Here is a 15,942-nt window from a genome sequence, read left to right on the forward strand (position 1 = left end):
GAAAAATTCCAGATTAGGTAAATATATAGAAAATTGCCAGAGCGTTCTTTGCATTAAGAACTTTTTATATTTACATAAGGTCCTTAAAAACAAAACCCACCCTTAATAAAATTAAGGATGGGAAAAAAATTGCTATGAAAAAGAAAAATTATCACTAAAAGACTTAGTGATACTCAAATATATAAAAATTTTCTTAAAACTCCTGCATTAAGAAAACATATCTTTAACTTTTTCAAAAAATGATTTATCGTTTTTCTCTGGATTAGGCTGGAAATTTTCATCATTAGCCATTCTTTCAAAGAATTCTTTCTGTTCTTTATTTAAAGTTTTGGGCGTCCAAACGTTAACATGAACCAAAAGGTCTCCTTTACCGTAGCCATTTAGATTCGAAATTCCTTTACCTCTAAGACGCAGGATTTTTCCAGATTGAACTCCTTCTTCTACTTTGATTCTCACTTTGCCCGAAACAGTATCTATTTCCCTGGAACTACCAAGAGCAGCTTCAGAGTAACTTATATAAAGATCGTAGTGCAGGTTGTCGCCTTCCCTTTGTAAGGTTGAATGTTCCTTTTCTTCGATGGCAACAAGAAGGTCTCCCGGAATTCCATTGCCCGGTGCGTCATTTCCCTTTCCGGCAACTTTTAACTGCATACCATCCTCAACACCTGCCGGTATCTTAATGGAAACAGTCTCTTCTTTTGTAATTAGTCCATGAGCATCGGCATCTGCAGGCTTTTGATCAATAATCTGCCCACTACCACCACACGTGGTACACGGGGAAGCAGTTTGCATTCTCCCCAAAATAGTATTAGTTACCCGTGTAACCTGACCTGTACCATTACAGGTACTACAGGTTTTATAGGTAGTTCCCGGTGCCTGTAATTTTCTTTTTACCTTTATTTTTTTCTCTGCACCATTGGCAATTTCTTCCAAAGTAAGAGAAACCCTAATTCTTAGATTGCTCCCCTTGGCACGTCGCTGGCCACCGCCAAATCCACCACCAAAACCGGAAAAGCCGCCGCCGCCGAAACCGCCGCCGCCAAATATATCTCCAAACTGGCTAAAGATGTCATCCATGTTCATTCCGCCGCCGCCGAAGCCGCCGCCACCTTCGAATGCCTGGTGACCAAACCTGTCATAGCGTGCTCTTTTTTCTTCGTTTCCTAAAACTTCATATGCTTCAGCTGCTTTCTTAAACATATCCTCGGCTTTGGAATCCCCGGGATTTTTATCCGGGTGATGCTTTATAGCCATCTTGCGATATGCTTTCTTTATTTCAGCAGCAGAAGCTCCTTTGCTTATGCCTAATATCTCGTAATAATCCTCTTTCATGGTGTCTTTTTGCGGTTCAAAAAAAAGTTGCTCTACTTACCGGTAACTACTTTTGGATAACGAATAATACGCTCTCCAAGTTTATAGCCCCTTTCTACAACATCTACTATTTTCCCTTTTAAATCTTCAGAAGGTGCAGGAATTTGGGTAATAGCTTCATGAATATCTGCATCAAAGGTTTCCCCTTCTTCAACATTCATTGGCTCCAAACCTTTGCTCCTTAGGGTTTCCCTAAATTTATTATGAATAAGTTCAACTCCCTGGAGAAGGTTTTTATCTTCAGTTTTCCGGATCTCGTTCAAGGCACGATCAAAATCGTCCAATACCGGCAACATAGCTGACATTACTTCCTGATTGGCAGTCTTAAATAATTCCAGCCGCTCTTTGGACGTACGCCTCTTATAGTTTTCAAATTCAGCAAAAAGGCGAAGAAATTTATCTTTTTCTTTTTGAACTTCTTCTTTTAATAATTCCGTTTCCGAAAGGCCAAATTCAGAATCATCCTCTGCATCATCATTATTAGCTTCACTTTCTTCCACCTCTTCTATTGCCTCGTCGATGATATCCTCTATTTTATCTTTAACAGATTTCTCTTCTGCTTTAGCTTTATTATCGTTCTTCTTACTCATGTGTTTGCATTTTTAACTATCCACTATGGGACAAAAGTATTGCCAATTATAGCGAAATGTCAAAATGTCATCAGATAGATTTTAATAATAATTTGTGAATAACGTATTGATCTTATTCATACTTTCGCAGCTTAACAAAAAATCAAAAACAGGTATTAGTATGAAAACTAATTTTTTAAACACATTTGTTTTCGCATTCCTTGCTTTATCAATAGTAGGATGTAAAAATGAAAAAAACAACGAAGTTGAAGTAAGTGAAGCTAAAGAAGCTGCAGTTGCTCAGGGTGAAGTTGTGGAATATAAAGTAGATACTTCTGCGACAGTTATCGAATGGGCGGGATCTAAACCAACTGGAACCCACACTGGAACAATTAAGGTTTCTGAAGGAACTTTTTCTGCAAACGACTCTATAGTAGAAAGCGGAAATTTTACAATCGATATGGTAACTATTGATGTTACAGATCTTGAAGGTGAAGATAAAGAAAATCTTGAAGCACACCTTAAAGGTACTGTTGAAGGTAAAGAAGGAGATTTCTTTAATATCCTGAAGTATCCTGAAGCTACATTTGAGGTAACAGGTATTTCTGAAAAAGACGGTCAAAAAATGATGGAAGGTAACCTTACTATTAAGGAAGAAACTAAAAACATTTCTTTTCCTGTAAGCATTAACCGTTCTGGGGACGAAATTGAAATTACCAGCGAAACTTTTACAATTGACAGAACTGACTGGAGTGTAAACTACGGATCAAAATCTGTATTTGACAATTTAGGTGACAATTTTGTAAGTGACGATATCGAACTTAAGATCGAACTTAAAGCTACAAAAGCTTAATCAAAAGTTTTCAAACTTTAATAGGATCAGAAAAGCTGCCGTTTGGCAGCTTTTTTATTTCCCTACAATTCGATTTATTTCATTTTAAAGGAGATGGTTAGCATTTAGTATTACAACAAATCTTCCAGGGCTTTGGATAAATGTGCATATTTAAAAGTATACCCAGTGCTTTCAATTTTCTTATTACTTACCAACTGGCTCGAAAGAACAATCGTAGACATTTCCCCTAAGACTGTTTGTAAAACAAATGCTGGCACATTTGGCAACCAAACAGATTTATCCATATGCTTTGCCACACACTTAACCAGTTCTTTATTCGTCACTGGATTAGGCGCCACAGCATTATAAGTACCCGCAAGTTCATTTTCCAGCGTATGTACAAAAATTTGAGCAAGATCCTCAATATGTATCCAGGACTGCCATTGCTTTCCGCTTCCCAAAGGAGAACCAACGTTAAATCCTACAGGATCTTTAAGCTTTTGTAGAATTCCGCCTTTTGGCGCCAGGACAAGACCTATCCTAATTTTAGTAACATCAATACCTATATCCTGAAAATTATTAACAGCACTTTCCCATTTTACCACAACCTTTCCCACAAAAGAATCATCTATTCCATCATCGTCTTCAAAATAAAGCTTCTCAAGAGAACTGGGATAAATACCTATTGCACTGGCAGAAATAAATTGTTCTATAGAGTGATCGCTATGCGATAAAGTATCGAAAAGTAATTTTGCAGTCTCTGTTCTACTCTCAATTATTTCCCGTTTATATTCTTTTGTCCAACGCTTGGCAATACTTGCCCCTACCAGGTTTATTATTGCATTAACTCCATCAAGGCTGGCAAGATCAATATTATCCTCCTTTGGATTCCAGTAGAAACCTTTATAATTTTTCTTCTTCTCTATTTTTGACCTGCTTGTAGTAAGATAGTGCACATCAATTCCCTTCTCATGGCATAAATTAGTTACATGCGAACCAATTAAACCTGTTGCTCCTGTAATTAAAACCCGCATCTTTTTTCTTTTTAAGGTACACACTGTAAGGGAGTGAAACTAAAATTACAGGAGGTTTAACAAGAACTATATATGTTTTTTAACTGCTCTTAACATTTCGCGTTTCCCAGGAGGCCCGGGCAATCTCTCCACAGTAAAACCTACTGCCTGCATTGCCCGCCTCACACTACCTTTGGCTGCATAAGTTACCAATACTCCCCCGGGAAGTAAAGCTTCAAACATTTTCTTAAAAACATCTTCCGTCCATAGTTCCGGCTGTACCCTTGCCCCAAAAGCATCAAAATAAATAAGATGCCAGGTATTCTTTTCGCTTATATCTTCGAATTTCTTCTTTTGTTTTTTCAGAAGAAAATTTTCTGAAATTGCTGTTTCTTCTTCCCACGATCTTTTATGCATCTCCAGCAAAACAGCTTTTTTATCTTCTGCGGAAAGCACCTCAGCATAATTAAGTTTCTCAATTTCTGAAGCTTCTACCGGAAAAGCCTCCACTCCCGTGTAATTTATTTTTTTCTGAATTCGCTCTAACTGAAGAAAAGTTATAAATGCATTTAACCCTGTACCAAAACCAATTTCAAGAATTCTAATATTTTTAAAATTATTTTGTTCTACATAATAATTAAGCCCCATCTCAATAAAAACATGTTGTGCTTCCTGAACAGCACCATGTTTAGAGTGATATTGTTCATTCCATTGCGGTAAATGAATGGTAACCGAACCGTCGCCGGTTGTAATAATTTTTCGTTCCAAACTACTTTTGTTCTATTAAAACCCCATCAGCAAGAAAAGACATTCTATGCTCCGGTTCTGTTATCGCTGCAATTTTCAGCTTCAGATTTACCTGCATCTTCAGCATAATGTTTTAATTCCTGCACAGGAACTTCAGTGATATATGCTTTCCCCTGTACGATCACTTCTTCATTTACAAGATCCTTTGGAACAAAAAATCCGTAGTCGCGAAATTTTACCATTATCTCTTCCCCTTCAGCTAAATCCAGCTTCATCCAACAACCTTTCTTTTTGCATACGCTGTTGACATCCGTATTGAAAGTTACATCCACACTATCCCCAACTGCCAGATTTTCATAAAGCTGCCTCATTTTAATCCTATCTATACTTTCTTCTACAGCTACTTCACCACCAAATGAGGAATAGCTTTTTTCTTCCTGCTTTGCTGCTATTTGTGGCTCTTGTTTGTCTTGGCTTTTGCAGGAAAACAGGACCAGCATTAAGGCAATTGTTATCGCATTTCTTTTCATCCTCTATCAGTTAATAAAAATCTTCTTATGAATCAAATTTACCAAAAGTTTAGATTTTGATTCTGTTTTAATTTGGGTAAATTTGTTGGTCAAAATATAGATACTATGAAAACCAGCACTAATCCTGTGGATATACAAAAAGCCCCAACTTCTAAGATTGAAAATGTAGATTTTAATAATCTCGCTTTTGGACAGGTCTTTACAGATCACATGATGATTTGTGACTACAAAGATGGTGCATGGCAAACTCCTAAAATTCAACCTTACGGCCCGTTGGAAATGGATCCTTCTGCCAAAGTCTTTCATTATGGTCAGGCTGTTTTTGAAGGAATGAAAGCTTTTAAGGATGAAGATGATCAAATCTGGCTTTTTAGACCAGAAGATAATTTTGAGCGTATAAATAAATCCAGCGAACGTCTTGCTATTCCAGCTTTCCCAAAAGAATTTTTCTTTTCCGGAATGGAGGAGTTGCTCAAACTGGAAAAAGACTGGATCAAGAAAGGTTTTGGAAATTCTTTGTATATCCGTCCGTTTGTTATTGCTACCGAAGCGGGAGTTTCTGCGGCACCAGCAAAAGAATATAAATTCATGATTATTTGTTCTCCTGCACAGGCTTATTATAGTGGTGAAGTTAGAGTACAATTTTCAGAAAAATATAGCCGTGCAGCAGATGGCGGTGTAGGATTTGCAAAGGCTGCAGGCAATTATGCCGCCCAGTTCTATCCTACAAACCTCGCAAAAGATGAAGGTTTCCAACAGATTATCTGGACAGATGCCAATTCCCACGAGTACCTGGAAGAGGCAGGCACCATGAATATTTTTTTTAGAGTTGGGGACAAATTAATAACTGCTCCTACTAACGACAGGATTCTTGACGGGATAACCAGAAAAAGTATCATTGCCCTGGCAAAAGAATTTAATATTGACCTTGAGGTAAGAAGGGTTTCTGTTAAGGAAATTGTGGACGCTGCAAAAAGTGGCGAATTGAAAGAAATTTTTGGTTCTGGTACTGCTACCGTAATAAATCCGATAGTTGGCTTTGGTCACGCGGGACAAAAATTCGATTTGCCAAAACTCGAAGATTCTTATGCTGGCTTCTTTAAAGATAAACTTACAAAAATACAATACAACCAGGCTGAAGATAAGTTTAACTGGAGATACCAGGTTAAATAAATTTCTTCAGATAATATTTAATATAGCAAGAGCAATTCTCATCCCGGAATTGCTCTTGTTATATTAATCTCTTCGGAATAGCAGAAATCTGAAGATATCTTTAAAATTTATATCCCAATTTTACAAGTTTTACCTTCGGAAGAGGAAAAAGTTAAATTCCTTTATTCACTGAAAAATTTACCGGAATTATAAGGTTTTTATCATACTCTGGCTTTCCTGAAGGGTTTGCACGATGAAGAATCAGGAATCCATTTTCAAAATTTTGGGCATCAAACTCCAGATTTCCCTGAAATGGAACAAAATCTTCTGTCATCCACTCCCCTTTGGCCTCTATGATGCCGGTGGCAAGCTCTTTTTGGCCATTATCGACCAAAGTGACCGGCGCGGTACCTTCAAAGAACCAAATTCCTCTTGCTTTTCCCTCAATTTGCAGCGGAGAAGACACATTTTCATTTTCTTTAGGCTGCGCTACACTAATGAGGTTCGAAATTTGCCAATTTTCGCCCTCCTCTTTAACTGACTGCCGATAATTGTCATTTTCGGCGTTGCTTCGTGTCTTTACAGTATCTTCAATTAAAGCATTATTTTCTGAAGTTTCAGTAGAAGTTTCACCTTTCCGGTTTTCACCACATGAAAAGCAAAGTGGAATTATAATCATGAGGCTAAACAGGCTTTTTAAAGTTTTCATTTTCAGCATACTTATTTTTTTAAAATTTTCTCTATATCTGGTTTAAAGTAACCGGGGCCCTTCAGCACTTTTCCATCTTCACGATAAACTGGTTTTCCATCTGCACCCAACTTGCTCATATTGCTTAGCTGGATAGCATCAAAAACCTCTTCAATTTTATGCTGCATCCCATGTTCTATTATTGTTCCGCAGAGAATGTAGAGCATATCGCCCAGGGCATCTGCAACTTCGGTTAAATTATTATTATTGGCAGCTTCCAGGTATTCTTCGTTCTCCTCCTTCATAAGTTCAAAACGTAATCTGTTTTTAGCTTCTCCAAGATCTGCAACGGGCTTTTCATTAATCCCAAGTCCAAATGCAGTATGAAATTCTTTTACAGCCGCTATTCTTTTTTTCATAAGATAATATTTCAATTTGCAGGTGACTACTCCGGCTTTTGAGCTTAAATAGCCATTAAAAGCTTAACTTTGCCTGAAAATATACAAAAATGTTTAGTACCGGACAGCTCATTTTTGCAGGCTTTTTTGTGGTAGCCTTTGTTGCCCTGATAATTTACAGTTATCGCAAAGATATTGCGCTGCATAGGAAGTATTATAAAGGAAGCATTTATGTGCTTATTGGTTTTATCGCCTTTATCGGTTTACTTTTTCTAATCAAATTATTTCTAAATGGTGATATTCCCTTTCTAAACTATATCCTACTAACGCATTAACTCCTTTAAACCCTTCCAGTTCTTCAGCTTCACGAATTTCGACACAACAAAGGATTTTATTTATCTTAGCATTTAATTAAACGGAATAAAATGAAAATTATTAAATACCTACTGTTTCTAATTCTTATCCTTATTATAGGTTCCTCTATATATATTGCCACAAAAGAAGGCAATTATCAACTGGAAGAAACAAGGATAGTTGCAGCACCGCAGGAAATGATTTTTAATGAAGTTAACGAATTCCGAAACTGGGAAGATTGGTCTCCGTGGCTGCGAAGCGCTAATAATCCAATTTTAAATTACAGTGACGAGAGTAGTGGCAAAGACGCCTCTCTTTCCTGGAAAAGTGACGAAATTGGCAATGGAGAAATCACTACTGTAGAAACACGACCTTTTTCTTCCATTAACCAGAAACTCGTTTATACCATACCATTTGGAGAATCTACCAGTGAAATGTACTGGAATTTTGAAGAGACCGAAAATGGAACTCAAATCACCTGGGGCATACAGGGAAAGCATAGTTTCATGGAAAAAGTCGGCTTTACGTTTCAGAACGGGGATTTTAAAGATATCATGAGACCTAAATTAAAACAGGGACTGGAAAACCTTGAAAGAATCACCAGTGAAAAGATGGCCGAGTATTCTATAAATGTTGACGGAGTAACACAACATGGAGGAGGATATTATATGTATAGCACAACCGCGAGCAAAATCAGCCAGGTAAATGAACGTATGACTATCATGATAACCGATATAAGCTCTTACATGGAAAAGAACAATATTGAGAAAATCGGAAATCCTTTTGTCCTTTATAATGAATGGAACGATAATAATACCACCGCCATTTTCTCTGCAGGTTACTTTACCCCTAGTGAAGTAATTACCCCAGAAGAAAGTGCGGTCCTGACAGGTTTTATGCCTAATCAAAAGGTAGTAAAAACTACATTAAATGGAAATTACAACAACCTGCCTGAAGCCTGGGACAGAGCTCATGCTTATATTCAGGAAAATAATCTGGTACCACTCGAAGCTTCAAATCCTTTTGAAGTTTATAACGCAGGGCCGAAACAGACCCAAAATCCTGCTAATTGGGTAACGATTATTTATATTCCAGTAGAATAGATAATAATTAAAAATCTCTATGAAAAGTGCTTTTCTGGTTTTTATAGGCGGTGGCCTGGGTAGTGTATTTCGTTACCAGTTAAGCAAACTATTAAATAATCCCGTAATTACTTCTATTCCCTACGGAACTTTAACCGTTAACACTTTGGGAAGCCTTCTTTTGGGCTTTCTCTTTGGCCTTGGTCTCAGGTATGTGAACTTATCGTCTGACTTAACTTTATTTTTTGCCGTAGGCTTTTGCGGCGGATTCACCACTTTCTCTACTTTTGCTTATGAAAATCAGGTTTTCCTTAGATCTGGTGACTATTACAATTTCTTTTTATATACCCTTGGCAGCCTACTTCTTGGAATTATAGCTGTCTTTCTGGGGCTTGTTCTTTCCAGAATTACTTAATTTTTGCCGCTACAGGCAAAATTTCACACACCACTGTTTAACAAACTCCATACCCTCCAAAATTTTGAGGGGTATAAACATATAATTAAGCATTCAATTTAGTAGATACCTATTAATGATAGGGCTATATAGAAAAAATTCCACTTTTCTGCCTCAAATAATACTTCAGCAGTCCTTTTTTAGAATATTAGATGCTATTTCTCTAATTTTTCTGTCCACACTTACCTAAGATTTTCTATAATTAGGTAAATATTCCGCATAATTGCACTTTTAAAATATATACCCCTAAAATTTAAGGGGTATAATTTCTTAATACAATAAAAGTTAAGCACAACACCCTATTTTTTAACGGGGTTTATGATAATTTTATAACTTTATCAAAAGTTTTAATTAGAAATTATGAAAAAAATCGAAGCAATTATTCGTAAATCAAAGTTCGATGAAACTAAGGTGGCACTCCACGATATTGGAGTCACCTTTTTTAGCTACTGGGATGTTACCGGGGTTGGCAACGAAAAAGAGGGCCACGTATACCGAGGTGTAAGCTACAGCACAGCAGATATCCAAAGAAGATATCTTTCTATTGTAGTAGGGGACTCCTTTGTGCAAAAAACAGTAGATGCAATATGTAAAACTTCTTATACAGGCCAGGTAGGGGATGGTAAAATTTTCGTCTCTCCTATAGATGAAGCTTACCGCATAAGAACTAAAGAAAAAGGAGAAGAATCTCTTAAATAAATCACTAACTCTATTTAAGCCAAAGAATTATGGAAGGATTACTAACAGTTAACAACGTATGGATGATGATCTGTACAGGACTGGTATTTTTTATGCACCTGGGATTCGCATTTCTCGAAATTGGTCTTACCAGGCAAAAGAATACAATCAACATCTTATTTAAAAATTTATTTATCATCACAATGGGCTTGCTTCTCTATTGCCTCTTAGGATTTAATCTTATGTACCCTGGGGAATTTAACGGCTATATTGGTTTTGCAGGTTTTGGTCTTAGCAGTCCTCTTGTAGACGGTTCACTGGACCTGGCGTACAGTGAAGGTTATACGTATTGGACCGATTTCCTTTTCCAGGGAATGTTTGCCGCAACTGCTGCCACTATTGTATCTGGTGCTGTTGCAGAAAGAATGAAACTTAGTGCTTTTATGATCTTTGTTATTATATATGTTGGATTGGTATACCCTATTGCAGGTTCATGGAAATGGGGAGGTGGATTCCTGGACGAAATGGGTTTTTATGATTTTGCAGGTTCCACACTGGTACACTCCGTAGGAGGGTGGGCTGCTTTAGTAGCTATATGGTTACTTGGCGCAAGAATTGGAAAATTTAAAGATGGTAAAATTGGAGCTTTTCCAGGACACAGTATGCCTTTTGCTACTGCAGGAGTATTAATCCTATGGTTAGGATGGTTTGGATTTAACGGAGGTTCAGTTTTATCTGCAGATCCGGAGCTTACTTCTTTGACCCTGGTTACAACTTGCCTGGCTGCTGCAGCCGGTGGTGTCGCTTCCTTTATCTTCTCAACAATGCTTTACAAAAACTATGATATTACAATGTTCCTTAACGGAATCCTTGGTGGTCTGGTAGGAATTACTGCAGGAGCAGATCAAATGTCCCCCACAGATGCGGTTTTAATCGGCGCCATCGCCGGGGTTATTATTGTACTGGGAGTAGCATTAATAGACAAGATAAGATTGGATGATCCTGTGGGAGCAGTAGCTGTACATTTAATCTGCGGAATATGGGGAACACTAGCCGTGGGAATCTTCGGAAATCTCGCCAGCTTCGATCAGTTTATTACGCAGCTTATTGGAGTAGGATGCTATGCTGCCATTTGTATAGTTGGTGCCTTCATTATTTTTTATATCCTGAAAGTTACCATAGGAATAAGGGTTTCTAAAGTTGAAGAAACAGAAGGACTGGATATACATGAGCACGGCATGGATGCTTATGCCGACTTTGGACTAAGACAACACTAAATGTAATTATCAATATAGAGAAAAGAAAACGGAGCGTTTTGCAGAACGCTCCGCTAAAAATTACTCTACATATTTTTCGATTGCCTAAACATGATCAATCGAGCCTGGAAGCTAAATCAAATCAAAAAAAATTAAACAATCTTATTATGAAAGTAATTAAAACTTCAAATTTAACAAAATTTCTGCTTTTAGTAGCAGTGGTTTTCTCAAGTTCCTATACCTATGCACAGGAAGAATTAGATACGGAAATTGAAGAGGTAGAGGAAGAAACATCCAACTGGACTTTAAGTGGTAGTGTCGACGCTTACTTCAGGACAAATTTTAACGGCGTAAATAAAGTAGAGTACGATGCAGATGGGGATCCTATTGCTTTCCCTCAAGCTCCTGCATCTTCTTTTGCCAACACTCCAGGTTTTGCCCTAGGCATGGCAAATGTGATCCTGGGCTACGAAGGTAGTAAAGTGGGTTTTGTTGCAGATCTTGTTTTTGGCCCTCGTGGTGAGGAAGCGGTTTTTAATTCTGTTGGCTCAAGTAATATAGTAAACCAATTATACGTGTATTACAATGTAAACGACGCCTTAACCCTTACTTTAGGTAACTGGAATACCTTCCTTGGATACGAGGTAATCTCTCCCGCTGCAAACTTTAACTATTCTACTTCTTATATGTTCTCTTACGGACCTTTTTCCCACACAGGTTTAAGAGCCGATTTTAATTTTGATGATAACTGGACAGGGATGCTGGCTGTTATGAACCCAACAGATTTTACCGAATTTAATCCTTACGGAAAATATTCTTTTGGAGGACAGTTAGGTTATTCTAATACTTCTGGTAGTGCATTCTTAAACCTGCTGTATGGCGAACAGTCCCCGGTTTCTGATGAAGCAACTTTTCAAATTGATTTAACCACAGGTTGGGATTTAACAGACGCATTCTATCTTGGATTCAATACCACGTATGCAGATACCGACGGAACAGGATTTTACGGAGCAGCAATTTATCCGCAATTTCAGGCTTCCGACAGTTTTGCAATAGGTTTAAGAGCAGAATATTTTAAAGAGTTGGAAAATGACTTTGATGAAGCTATAGTTTATGGTTCTGGGGTAAGGGCTTTAGATTTCACCCTTACAGGAAGCTACACAGTAGGAAGCCTGATTGTTAAGCCCGAATTTAGATTAGATAGCCTGTCTGAAGATATGTTTGTTAATAGAAATCTTAATAATATAGATGATAATCTCTCATCATTCCTTATTGCAGCAATCTATGCCTTCTAATTTAAAAACTAATTGAAGGAAGATCCCTGATTCCAAGAGAATATATAGAAACAGAGATAATTTTTCTTTCCAAATTAAACTTTTTTACGAAATCACCCCTCCGGCAATCCTTATTAATAACCGTCCGCCGGAGTTGGTGATTTTTTTTATATTAAATGGCATAATTTCATCTTTCTGAAATTAACATCTTCCCGGAAAAAGTTCTAACAAAGTACTTTTTATACTTAGGATCGAAAATTGCCATTTTTCGTGCCTCATCTTTTCAAATAAAATTCACTTCTGAAGTAATTCTTTCGGAAATTCTCCCAAACATTAGTGAACTACTGAAATTCCTATTCTTTTAACTGCAAATTCCGCAGATTACATTTCAGAAATAGAAAAAACTATAAGATTTTATAAAAAACAGAAAAAAATTTTTCAGAATTATAAAAATAAGAAGCTAACATAATTTGATATAATTTAGAGCTTTATTTCATCTTATGCTTCATCAATTATATCGCTCCTACACGGGTTCTTTCACTGGTTTAAGAAAAGAGGTCTGGCTTCTGGCCTTGATAACATTAATTAACCGTGCAGGAACCATGGTAATTCCATTTCTATCACTTTACCTCACCAAAAGCCGCGGATTTTCCCTGGAAGATGTGGGCTGGATCCTGACCTTTTTTGGTTTGGGTTCTGTAACAGGATCCTGGTTGGGAGGAAAATTAACCGACGAAATTGGCCATTATAAGACCATGGCTGCAAGTCTAATCCTATCATCCCTTCTCTTTGTGCTGCTTCAGTTTCCCGAATCCTTCTGGGGAATATGCACCGGGATTTTCCTGGTAATGATGGTGGCAGATATGTTTCGACCGGCAGTTTTTGTGGCCATTAGCGCCTACAGCAAACCTGAAAACAGGACACGGTCTGTCACGCTTATCCGGCTGGCTATTAACCTCGGTTTTTCTGCAGGACCTGCAATTGGCGGATTAATAATTACCGGAATAGGTTATAGCGGACTTTTTTGGGTAGACGGAATCACGTGTCTTGCTGCAGGAATCCTGTTATTAAAATTACTTAATCCCAAACGGGCGCTGGAAAATGCAAAGGAGATAAACCTGAAGCCACAATCTGTACTAAAAGACAAACCCTATCTTATTTTTATTTCAGCTATGATCCTGTTTGGTTTTATTTTTCTACAGTATTTCTCGACTGTTCCTCTCTTCTATGCTGAAATCCATCAACTTTCAGAATTTGAAATTGGGGTGTTACTCGGTTTTAACGGATTGATAATTTTCCTTTTTGAAATGCCGCTCATAAAGTTTCTGGAAATAAAGAAAAACTCTGCAACCAATTACGTTATCATTGGTATCGTCTTGGCCGGAATAAGTTTTCTCGCCATAAATTTAAGCAACTGGCTGGGAGTTCTTGTTATAGGAATGTTTCTATTGACGATTGGGGAAATGATCGCTTTTCCTTTTTCTAATAGCTTTGCTTTGCAACGTGCAGATAAGGGTAAGCAAGGATCCTACATGGCGCTCTACAGCATCGCATTCTCTATAAGCCACATTTTTGGCCACAATTCCGGAATGCAGTTGATTGGGAAATTCGGCTATAGCTTTACCTGGAACGTGATGATAGGTCTTGCTCTAATTTCTTGCCTGTTGCTGGTCTGGCTGAAATTTAAACTTAAAAAGGAAACATTTTAATCCAACAACTCTGCCTGGTAATATTTAGATTCCCCCAGATACTGCTGGATAAGCTCGTTATATTCCGGACTCAGTTTTAAATCCAAAATTCCGGGAATATTATAGAGTGCCTCCATATCGTCAAAACCTAATTTCAGTAAATCTTCCAGGTAAAGCAGGGCCGTTTCATAATCGCCATCCTGTCCGGCAAGTTTTACTATATTTAAATACGGTTCAGGATTTTCCTTATCCAGGACAGTCCTAAGTAAACTTGCAAAAATCCTCACATCCAAATGAGCATTACTGCGCTGGATATCATCATACTTTACCTTGGAATAACTTTTCAGAAATCCTTCAAGTCTATGCGCCATTTTCTGCTCTACGCCACTTCCTTTTTCCTGTAGTTCTTTTAATTCATCCAGCTGATAAGCCCACCAACCAATATTTTCGAAGTTGGCAATGGCAAGATCATTTTCGAGAAAATAAATATAATCCTGCTGTTTAATTTCTTCCCTTGCCTTCACCCGCCTGGACTCTCTTCTTTGCTTCTTAAAAGCTCTGGTCCTGCGCAGATCCCTCTTCCTTTCTTTCAGGATATCATCAAAATTATAATCCTGATACTTCTCCTCCATTTGTTCCAGTTTCACATATGCAGGATAATATTCTCTTTTTCGTCTTAAACTTTCGGCATGCTCAAGTCCATTCTGGAAAAGCGACTCCACAACTGCAGCATCACGGTCACGACTTCCTCTTTCCATAGCATTTAACACAAAGCCGGCAACTGCGCTATTGATTACCTGGGTATCCGGCCATTTCTCAGGACTGTCAGAATAATAATTTAGCTCAGCGGGAAAACCCCGATCTTCAAAAAAATCAACATAACTTTCCATCTGGAATTTCTGATAATCCAGCTCACTAACTATAGCACTAAACATAAACGTGTTTTTCTCAACAACAAAGTCAGGATTTAATACCGCATTTCCTATTGCGAGAACACCATCAATATCACTATATATTAGTGGAAGAGCCGAAGCTACCTGAGCTCCTTCATTAAGTCCCGCAGCAAAAATTTCATCTGTTTCTATCGGGATAGTTTTAACCACACTACCAATCATCCTTAACGCCTGCGTCACATTTTCCTGAAGTGAGTCCTGTTCCATATTCACATTAGAAGACGCAATTACATAAGAATGCTCTTCAGCAACTCCCCGAAAAAGTTGCGCCGCCAGCCTGCCCCTGCCTTCAGGATCAAAGACAAAAATAATGGGATTGGCTTTTTCAGCTTCAAAAGATTGAGGGACATATAGCGCATAAGATCCCCCAAGACTATCCTGAACAGGAATAGAATCTGTCACCCTTCCTTTAATCAGGCGCAGTTCCTGCGCTCCTGCGAAAGAGAAAACAAAAATTAATAGTAGGAATACACAGTAATTTTGCTTTTTCATAATCAAGTGATCGTTAGTAAATATAAAAAAAAGCCTTTACCCTCAGGTAAAAGCTTTTATTAATGCTAGCATATTTCCTAATCCTAATTATTCTTAATCCGTTGCAATCTAACCTGCTGTTGATCTGACGAAAAAAAGAATCTGGCCAAAACTGTAATTAACAGGATATCGGCAAATATTAGGAACATTACCCTTATGGCGGCTATACCATCAAAAGTCATTCCTGAAAATCCAATTAGTCCTGTTATTATAGTTAACGCTAGAAATATTATTAGTCTCTTGTCCATAGTTTAATTTTTTTATAAAGGTAAGTCTTAAATGAGTAATTAATCTGAAAGAAATTATAATTACCACTAAATTAACGCGAAACCTCTGTTTATAGTGAAGTTCTTAATATTTTAATTCAATGCT

Annotated in this window: 18 protein-coding genes; 9 read left to right on the top strand and 9 right to left on the bottom strand. The window is 37.6% G+C overall.

What is annotated here, in order from left to right; all coding sequences use genetic code 11:
• Nucleotides 1–207: 207 nt before the first annotated feature.
• Together dnaJ and RM549_RS07025 are read right to left on the bottom strand one after the other, a co-directional pair.
• Nucleotides 208–1,332, bottom strand: coding sequence for a molecular chaperone DnaJ (dnaJ, locus tag RM549_RS07020; protein ID WP_311683158.1), 1,125 nt, complete (start codon nt 1,330–1,332; stop codon nt 208–210).
• Nucleotides 1,333–1,364: 32 nt separating this feature from the next.
• The gene (locus RM549_RS07025) at nt 1,365–1,961 is read right to left on the bottom strand and encodes a nucleotide exchange factor GrpE (RefSeq protein ID WP_311683159.1); all 597 of its coding nucleotides are present in this window, start codon (nt 1,959–1,961) and stop codon (nt 1,365–1,367) included.
• 160 nt (nt 1,962–2,121) lie between these two features.
• Between RM549_RS07025 and RM549_RS07030 the strand changes: the two genes are divergently transcribed.
• Nucleotides 2,122–2,793: a YceI family protein gene (locus RM549_RS07030; RefSeq protein WP_311683161.1), complete on the top strand. Its 672-nt coding sequence runs from the start codon at nt 2,122–2,124 to the stop codon at nt 2,791–2,793.
• Nucleotides 2,794–2,903: 110 nt separating this feature from the next.
• On the opposite strand, the gene RM549_RS07035 is transcribed toward RM549_RS07030, so the two are convergent.
• The 3 genes from RM549_RS07035 to RM549_RS07045 form a co-directional block, all read right to left on the bottom strand.
• Nucleotides 2,904–3,806: a TIGR01777 family oxidoreductase gene (locus RM549_RS07035; protein ID WP_311683163.1), complete on the bottom strand. Its 903-nt coding sequence runs from the start codon at nt 3,804–3,806 to the stop codon at nt 2,904–2,906.
• 66 nt (nt 3,807–3,872) lie between these two features.
• Nucleotides 3,873–4,553 carry a tRNA (5-methylaminomethyl-2-thiouridine)(34)-methyltransferase MnmC2 gene (gene mnmC2 / locus RM549_RS07040; RefSeq protein WP_311683165.1) on the bottom strand — a complete coding sequence of 227 codons (681 nt, stop codon included), beginning with the start codon at nt 4,551–4,553 and terminating at the stop codon, nt 3,873–3,875.
• Nucleotides 4,554–4,597: 44 nt separating this feature from the next.
• The gene (locus RM549_RS07045; protein WP_311683167.1) at nt 4,598–5,062 is read right to left on the bottom strand and encodes a DUF4920 domain-containing protein; all 465 of its coding nucleotides are present in this window, start codon (nt 5,060–5,062) and stop codon (nt 4,598–4,600) included.
• Between the two features lie 105 nt (nt 5,063–5,167).
• Between RM549_RS07045 and RM549_RS07050 the strand changes: the two genes are divergently transcribed.
• Nucleotides 5,168–6,235, top strand: coding sequence for a branched-chain amino acid aminotransferase (locus RM549_RS07050; protein WP_311683169.1), 1,068 nt, complete (start codon nt 5,168–5,170; stop codon nt 6,233–6,235).
• A 151-nt stretch (nt 6,236–6,386) separates the two neighbouring features.
• Here the strand turns inward: RM549_RS07050 and RM549_RS07055 are convergent, their stop codons facing one another.
• Nucleotides 6,387–6,923 carry a Gmad2 immunoglobulin-like domain-containing protein gene (locus RM549_RS07055; RefSeq protein ID WP_311683171.1) on the bottom strand — a complete coding sequence of 179 codons (537 nt, stop codon included), beginning with the start codon at nt 6,921–6,923 and terminating at the stop codon, nt 6,387–6,389.
• An 11-nt stretch (nt 6,924–6,934) separates the two neighbouring features.
• Nucleotides 6,935–7,321 (bottom strand): pyrophosphohydrolase domain-containing protein, encoded by a 387-nt coding sequence (locus RM549_RS07060; RefSeq protein WP_311683173.1) that lies wholly within the window; start codon nt 7,319–7,321, stop codon nt 6,935–6,937.
• 89 nt (nt 7,322–7,410) lie between these two features.
• Between RM549_RS07060 and RM549_RS07065 the strand changes: the two genes are divergently transcribed.
• From RM549_RS07065 to RM549_RS07095, 7 genes are all read left to right on the top strand, one after another.
• Nucleotides 7,411–7,635, top strand: a complete 225-nt coding sequence (locus RM549_RS07065; protein ID WP_311683175.1) for a hypothetical protein — start codon at nt 7,411–7,413, stop codon at nt 7,633–7,635.
• A 90-nt stretch (nt 7,636–7,725) separates the two neighbouring features.
• A complete protein-coding gene (locus tag RM549_RS07070) occupies nt 7,726–8,757 on the top strand; it encodes an SRPBCC family protein (protein WP_311683177.1) in 1,032 nt (343 codons plus the stop codon).
• Between the two features lie 19 nt (nt 8,758–8,776).
• A complete protein-coding gene (crcB, locus tag RM549_RS07075) occupies nt 8,777–9,151 on the top strand; it encodes a fluoride efflux transporter CrcB (RefSeq protein WP_311683179.1) in 375 nt (124 codons plus the stop codon).
• Between the two features lie 399 nt (nt 9,152–9,550).
• Nucleotides 9,551–9,889 carry a P-II family nitrogen regulator gene (locus RM549_RS07080; protein WP_311683181.1) on the top strand — a complete coding sequence of 113 codons (339 nt, stop codon included), beginning with the start codon at nt 9,551–9,553 and terminating at the stop codon, nt 9,887–9,889.
• Between the two features lie 29 nt (nt 9,890–9,918).
• Nucleotides 9,919–11,145, top strand: coding sequence for an ammonium transporter (locus tag RM549_RS07085; RefSeq protein ID WP_311683183.1), 1,227 nt, complete (start codon nt 9,919–9,921; stop codon nt 11,143–11,145).
• Nucleotides 11,146–11,291: 146 nt separating this feature from the next.
• Complete coding sequence (locus RM549_RS07090; protein ID WP_311683185.1) at nt 11,292–12,419, top strand: porin; 1,128 nt, start codon at nt 11,292–11,294, stop codon at nt 12,417–12,419.
• A gap of 479 nt (nt 12,420–12,898) precedes the next feature.
• Nucleotides 12,899–14,107 (top strand): MDR family MFS transporter, encoded by a 1,209-nt coding sequence (locus RM549_RS07095; RefSeq protein WP_311683187.1) that lies wholly within the window; start codon nt 12,899–12,901, stop codon nt 14,105–14,107.
• Here the strand turns inward: RM549_RS07095 and RM549_RS07100 are convergent.
• Both RM549_RS07100 and RM549_RS07105 read right to left on the bottom strand, forming a co-directional pair.
• Nucleotides 14,104–15,531 carry a hypothetical protein gene (locus tag RM549_RS07100; RefSeq protein ID WP_311683189.1) on the bottom strand — a complete coding sequence of 476 codons (1,428 nt, stop codon included), beginning with the start codon at nt 15,529–15,531 and terminating at the stop codon, nt 14,104–14,106. The genes RM549_RS07095 and RM549_RS07100 overlap by 4 nt on opposite strands.
• 83 nt (nt 15,532–15,614) lie before the next feature.
• Complete coding sequence (locus RM549_RS07105; RefSeq protein ID WP_311683191.1) at nt 15,615–15,818, bottom strand: DUF1328 domain-containing protein; 204 nt, start codon at nt 15,816–15,818, stop codon at nt 15,615–15,617.
• Nucleotides 15,819–15,942: the final 124 nt, after the last annotated feature.

It is taken from the genome of Autumnicola patrickiae, from assembly GCF_031846525.1.
GTDB lineage: Bacteria > Bacteroidota > Bacteroidia > Flavobacteriales > Flavobacteriaceae > Autumnicola > Autumnicola patrickiae.

Bases quoted from the DNA above. Each gene is read 5' to 3' on its own strand.
- dnaJ (WP_311683158.1), bottom strand. From the start codon at position 1,332: ATGAAAGAGGATTATTACGAGATATTAGGCATAAGCAAAGGAGCTTCT.
- RM549_RS07025 (WP_311683159.1), bottom strand. From the start codon at position 1,961: ATGAGTAAGAAGAACGATAATAAAGCTAAAGCAGAAGAGAAATCTGTT.
- RM549_RS07030 (WP_311683161.1), top strand. From the start codon at position 2,122: ATGAAAACTAATTTTTTAAACACATTTGTTTTCGCATTCCTTGCTTTA.
- RM549_RS07035 (WP_311683163.1), bottom strand. From the start codon at position 3,806: ATGCGGGTTTTAATTACAGGAGCAACAGGTTTAATTGGTTCGCATGTA.
- RM549_RS07045 (WP_311683167.1), bottom strand. From the start codon at position 5,062: ATGAAAAGAAATGCGATAACAATTGCCTTAATGCTGGTCCTGTTTTCC.
- RM549_RS07050 (WP_311683169.1), top strand. From the start codon at position 5,168: ATGAAAACCAGCACTAATCCTGTGGATATACAAAAAGCCCCAACTTCT.
- RM549_RS07055 (WP_311683171.1), bottom strand. From the start codon at position 6,923: ATGAAAACTTTAAAAAGCCTGTTTAGCCTCATGATTATAATTCCACTT.
- RM549_RS07060 (WP_311683173.1), bottom strand. From the start codon at position 7,321: ATGAAAAAAAGAATAGCGGCTGTAAAAGAATTTCATACTGCATTTGGA.
- RM549_RS07065 (WP_311683175.1), top strand. From the start codon at position 7,411: ATGTTTAGTACCGGACAGCTCATTTTTGCAGGCTTTTTTGTGGTAGCC.
- RM549_RS07070 (WP_311683177.1), top strand. From the start codon at position 7,726: ATGAAAATTATTAAATACCTACTGTTTCTAATTCTTATCCTTATTATA.
- crcB (WP_311683179.1), top strand. From the start codon at position 8,777: ATGAAAAGTGCTTTTCTGGTTTTTATAGGCGGTGGCCTGGGTAGTGTA.
- RM549_RS07080 (WP_311683181.1), top strand. From the start codon at position 9,551: ATGAAAAAAATCGAAGCAATTATTCGTAAATCAAAGTTCGATGAAACT.
- RM549_RS07085 (WP_311683183.1), top strand. From the start codon at position 9,919: ATGGAAGGATTACTAACAGTTAACAACGTATGGATGATGATCTGTACA.
- RM549_RS07090 (WP_311683185.1), top strand. From the start codon at position 11,292: ATGAAAGTAATTAAAACTTCAAATTTAACAAAATTTCTGCTTTTAGTA.
- RM549_RS07095 (WP_311683187.1), top strand. From the start codon at position 12,899: ATGCTTCATCAATTATATCGCTCCTACACGGGTTCTTTCACTGGTTTA.
- RM549_RS07100 (WP_311683189.1), bottom strand. From the start codon at position 15,531: ATGAAAAAGCAAAATTACTGTGTATTCCTACTATTAATTTTTGTTTTC.
- RM549_RS07105 (WP_311683191.1), bottom strand. From the start codon at position 15,818: ATGGACAAGAGACTAATAATATTTCTAGCGTTAACTATAATAACAGGA.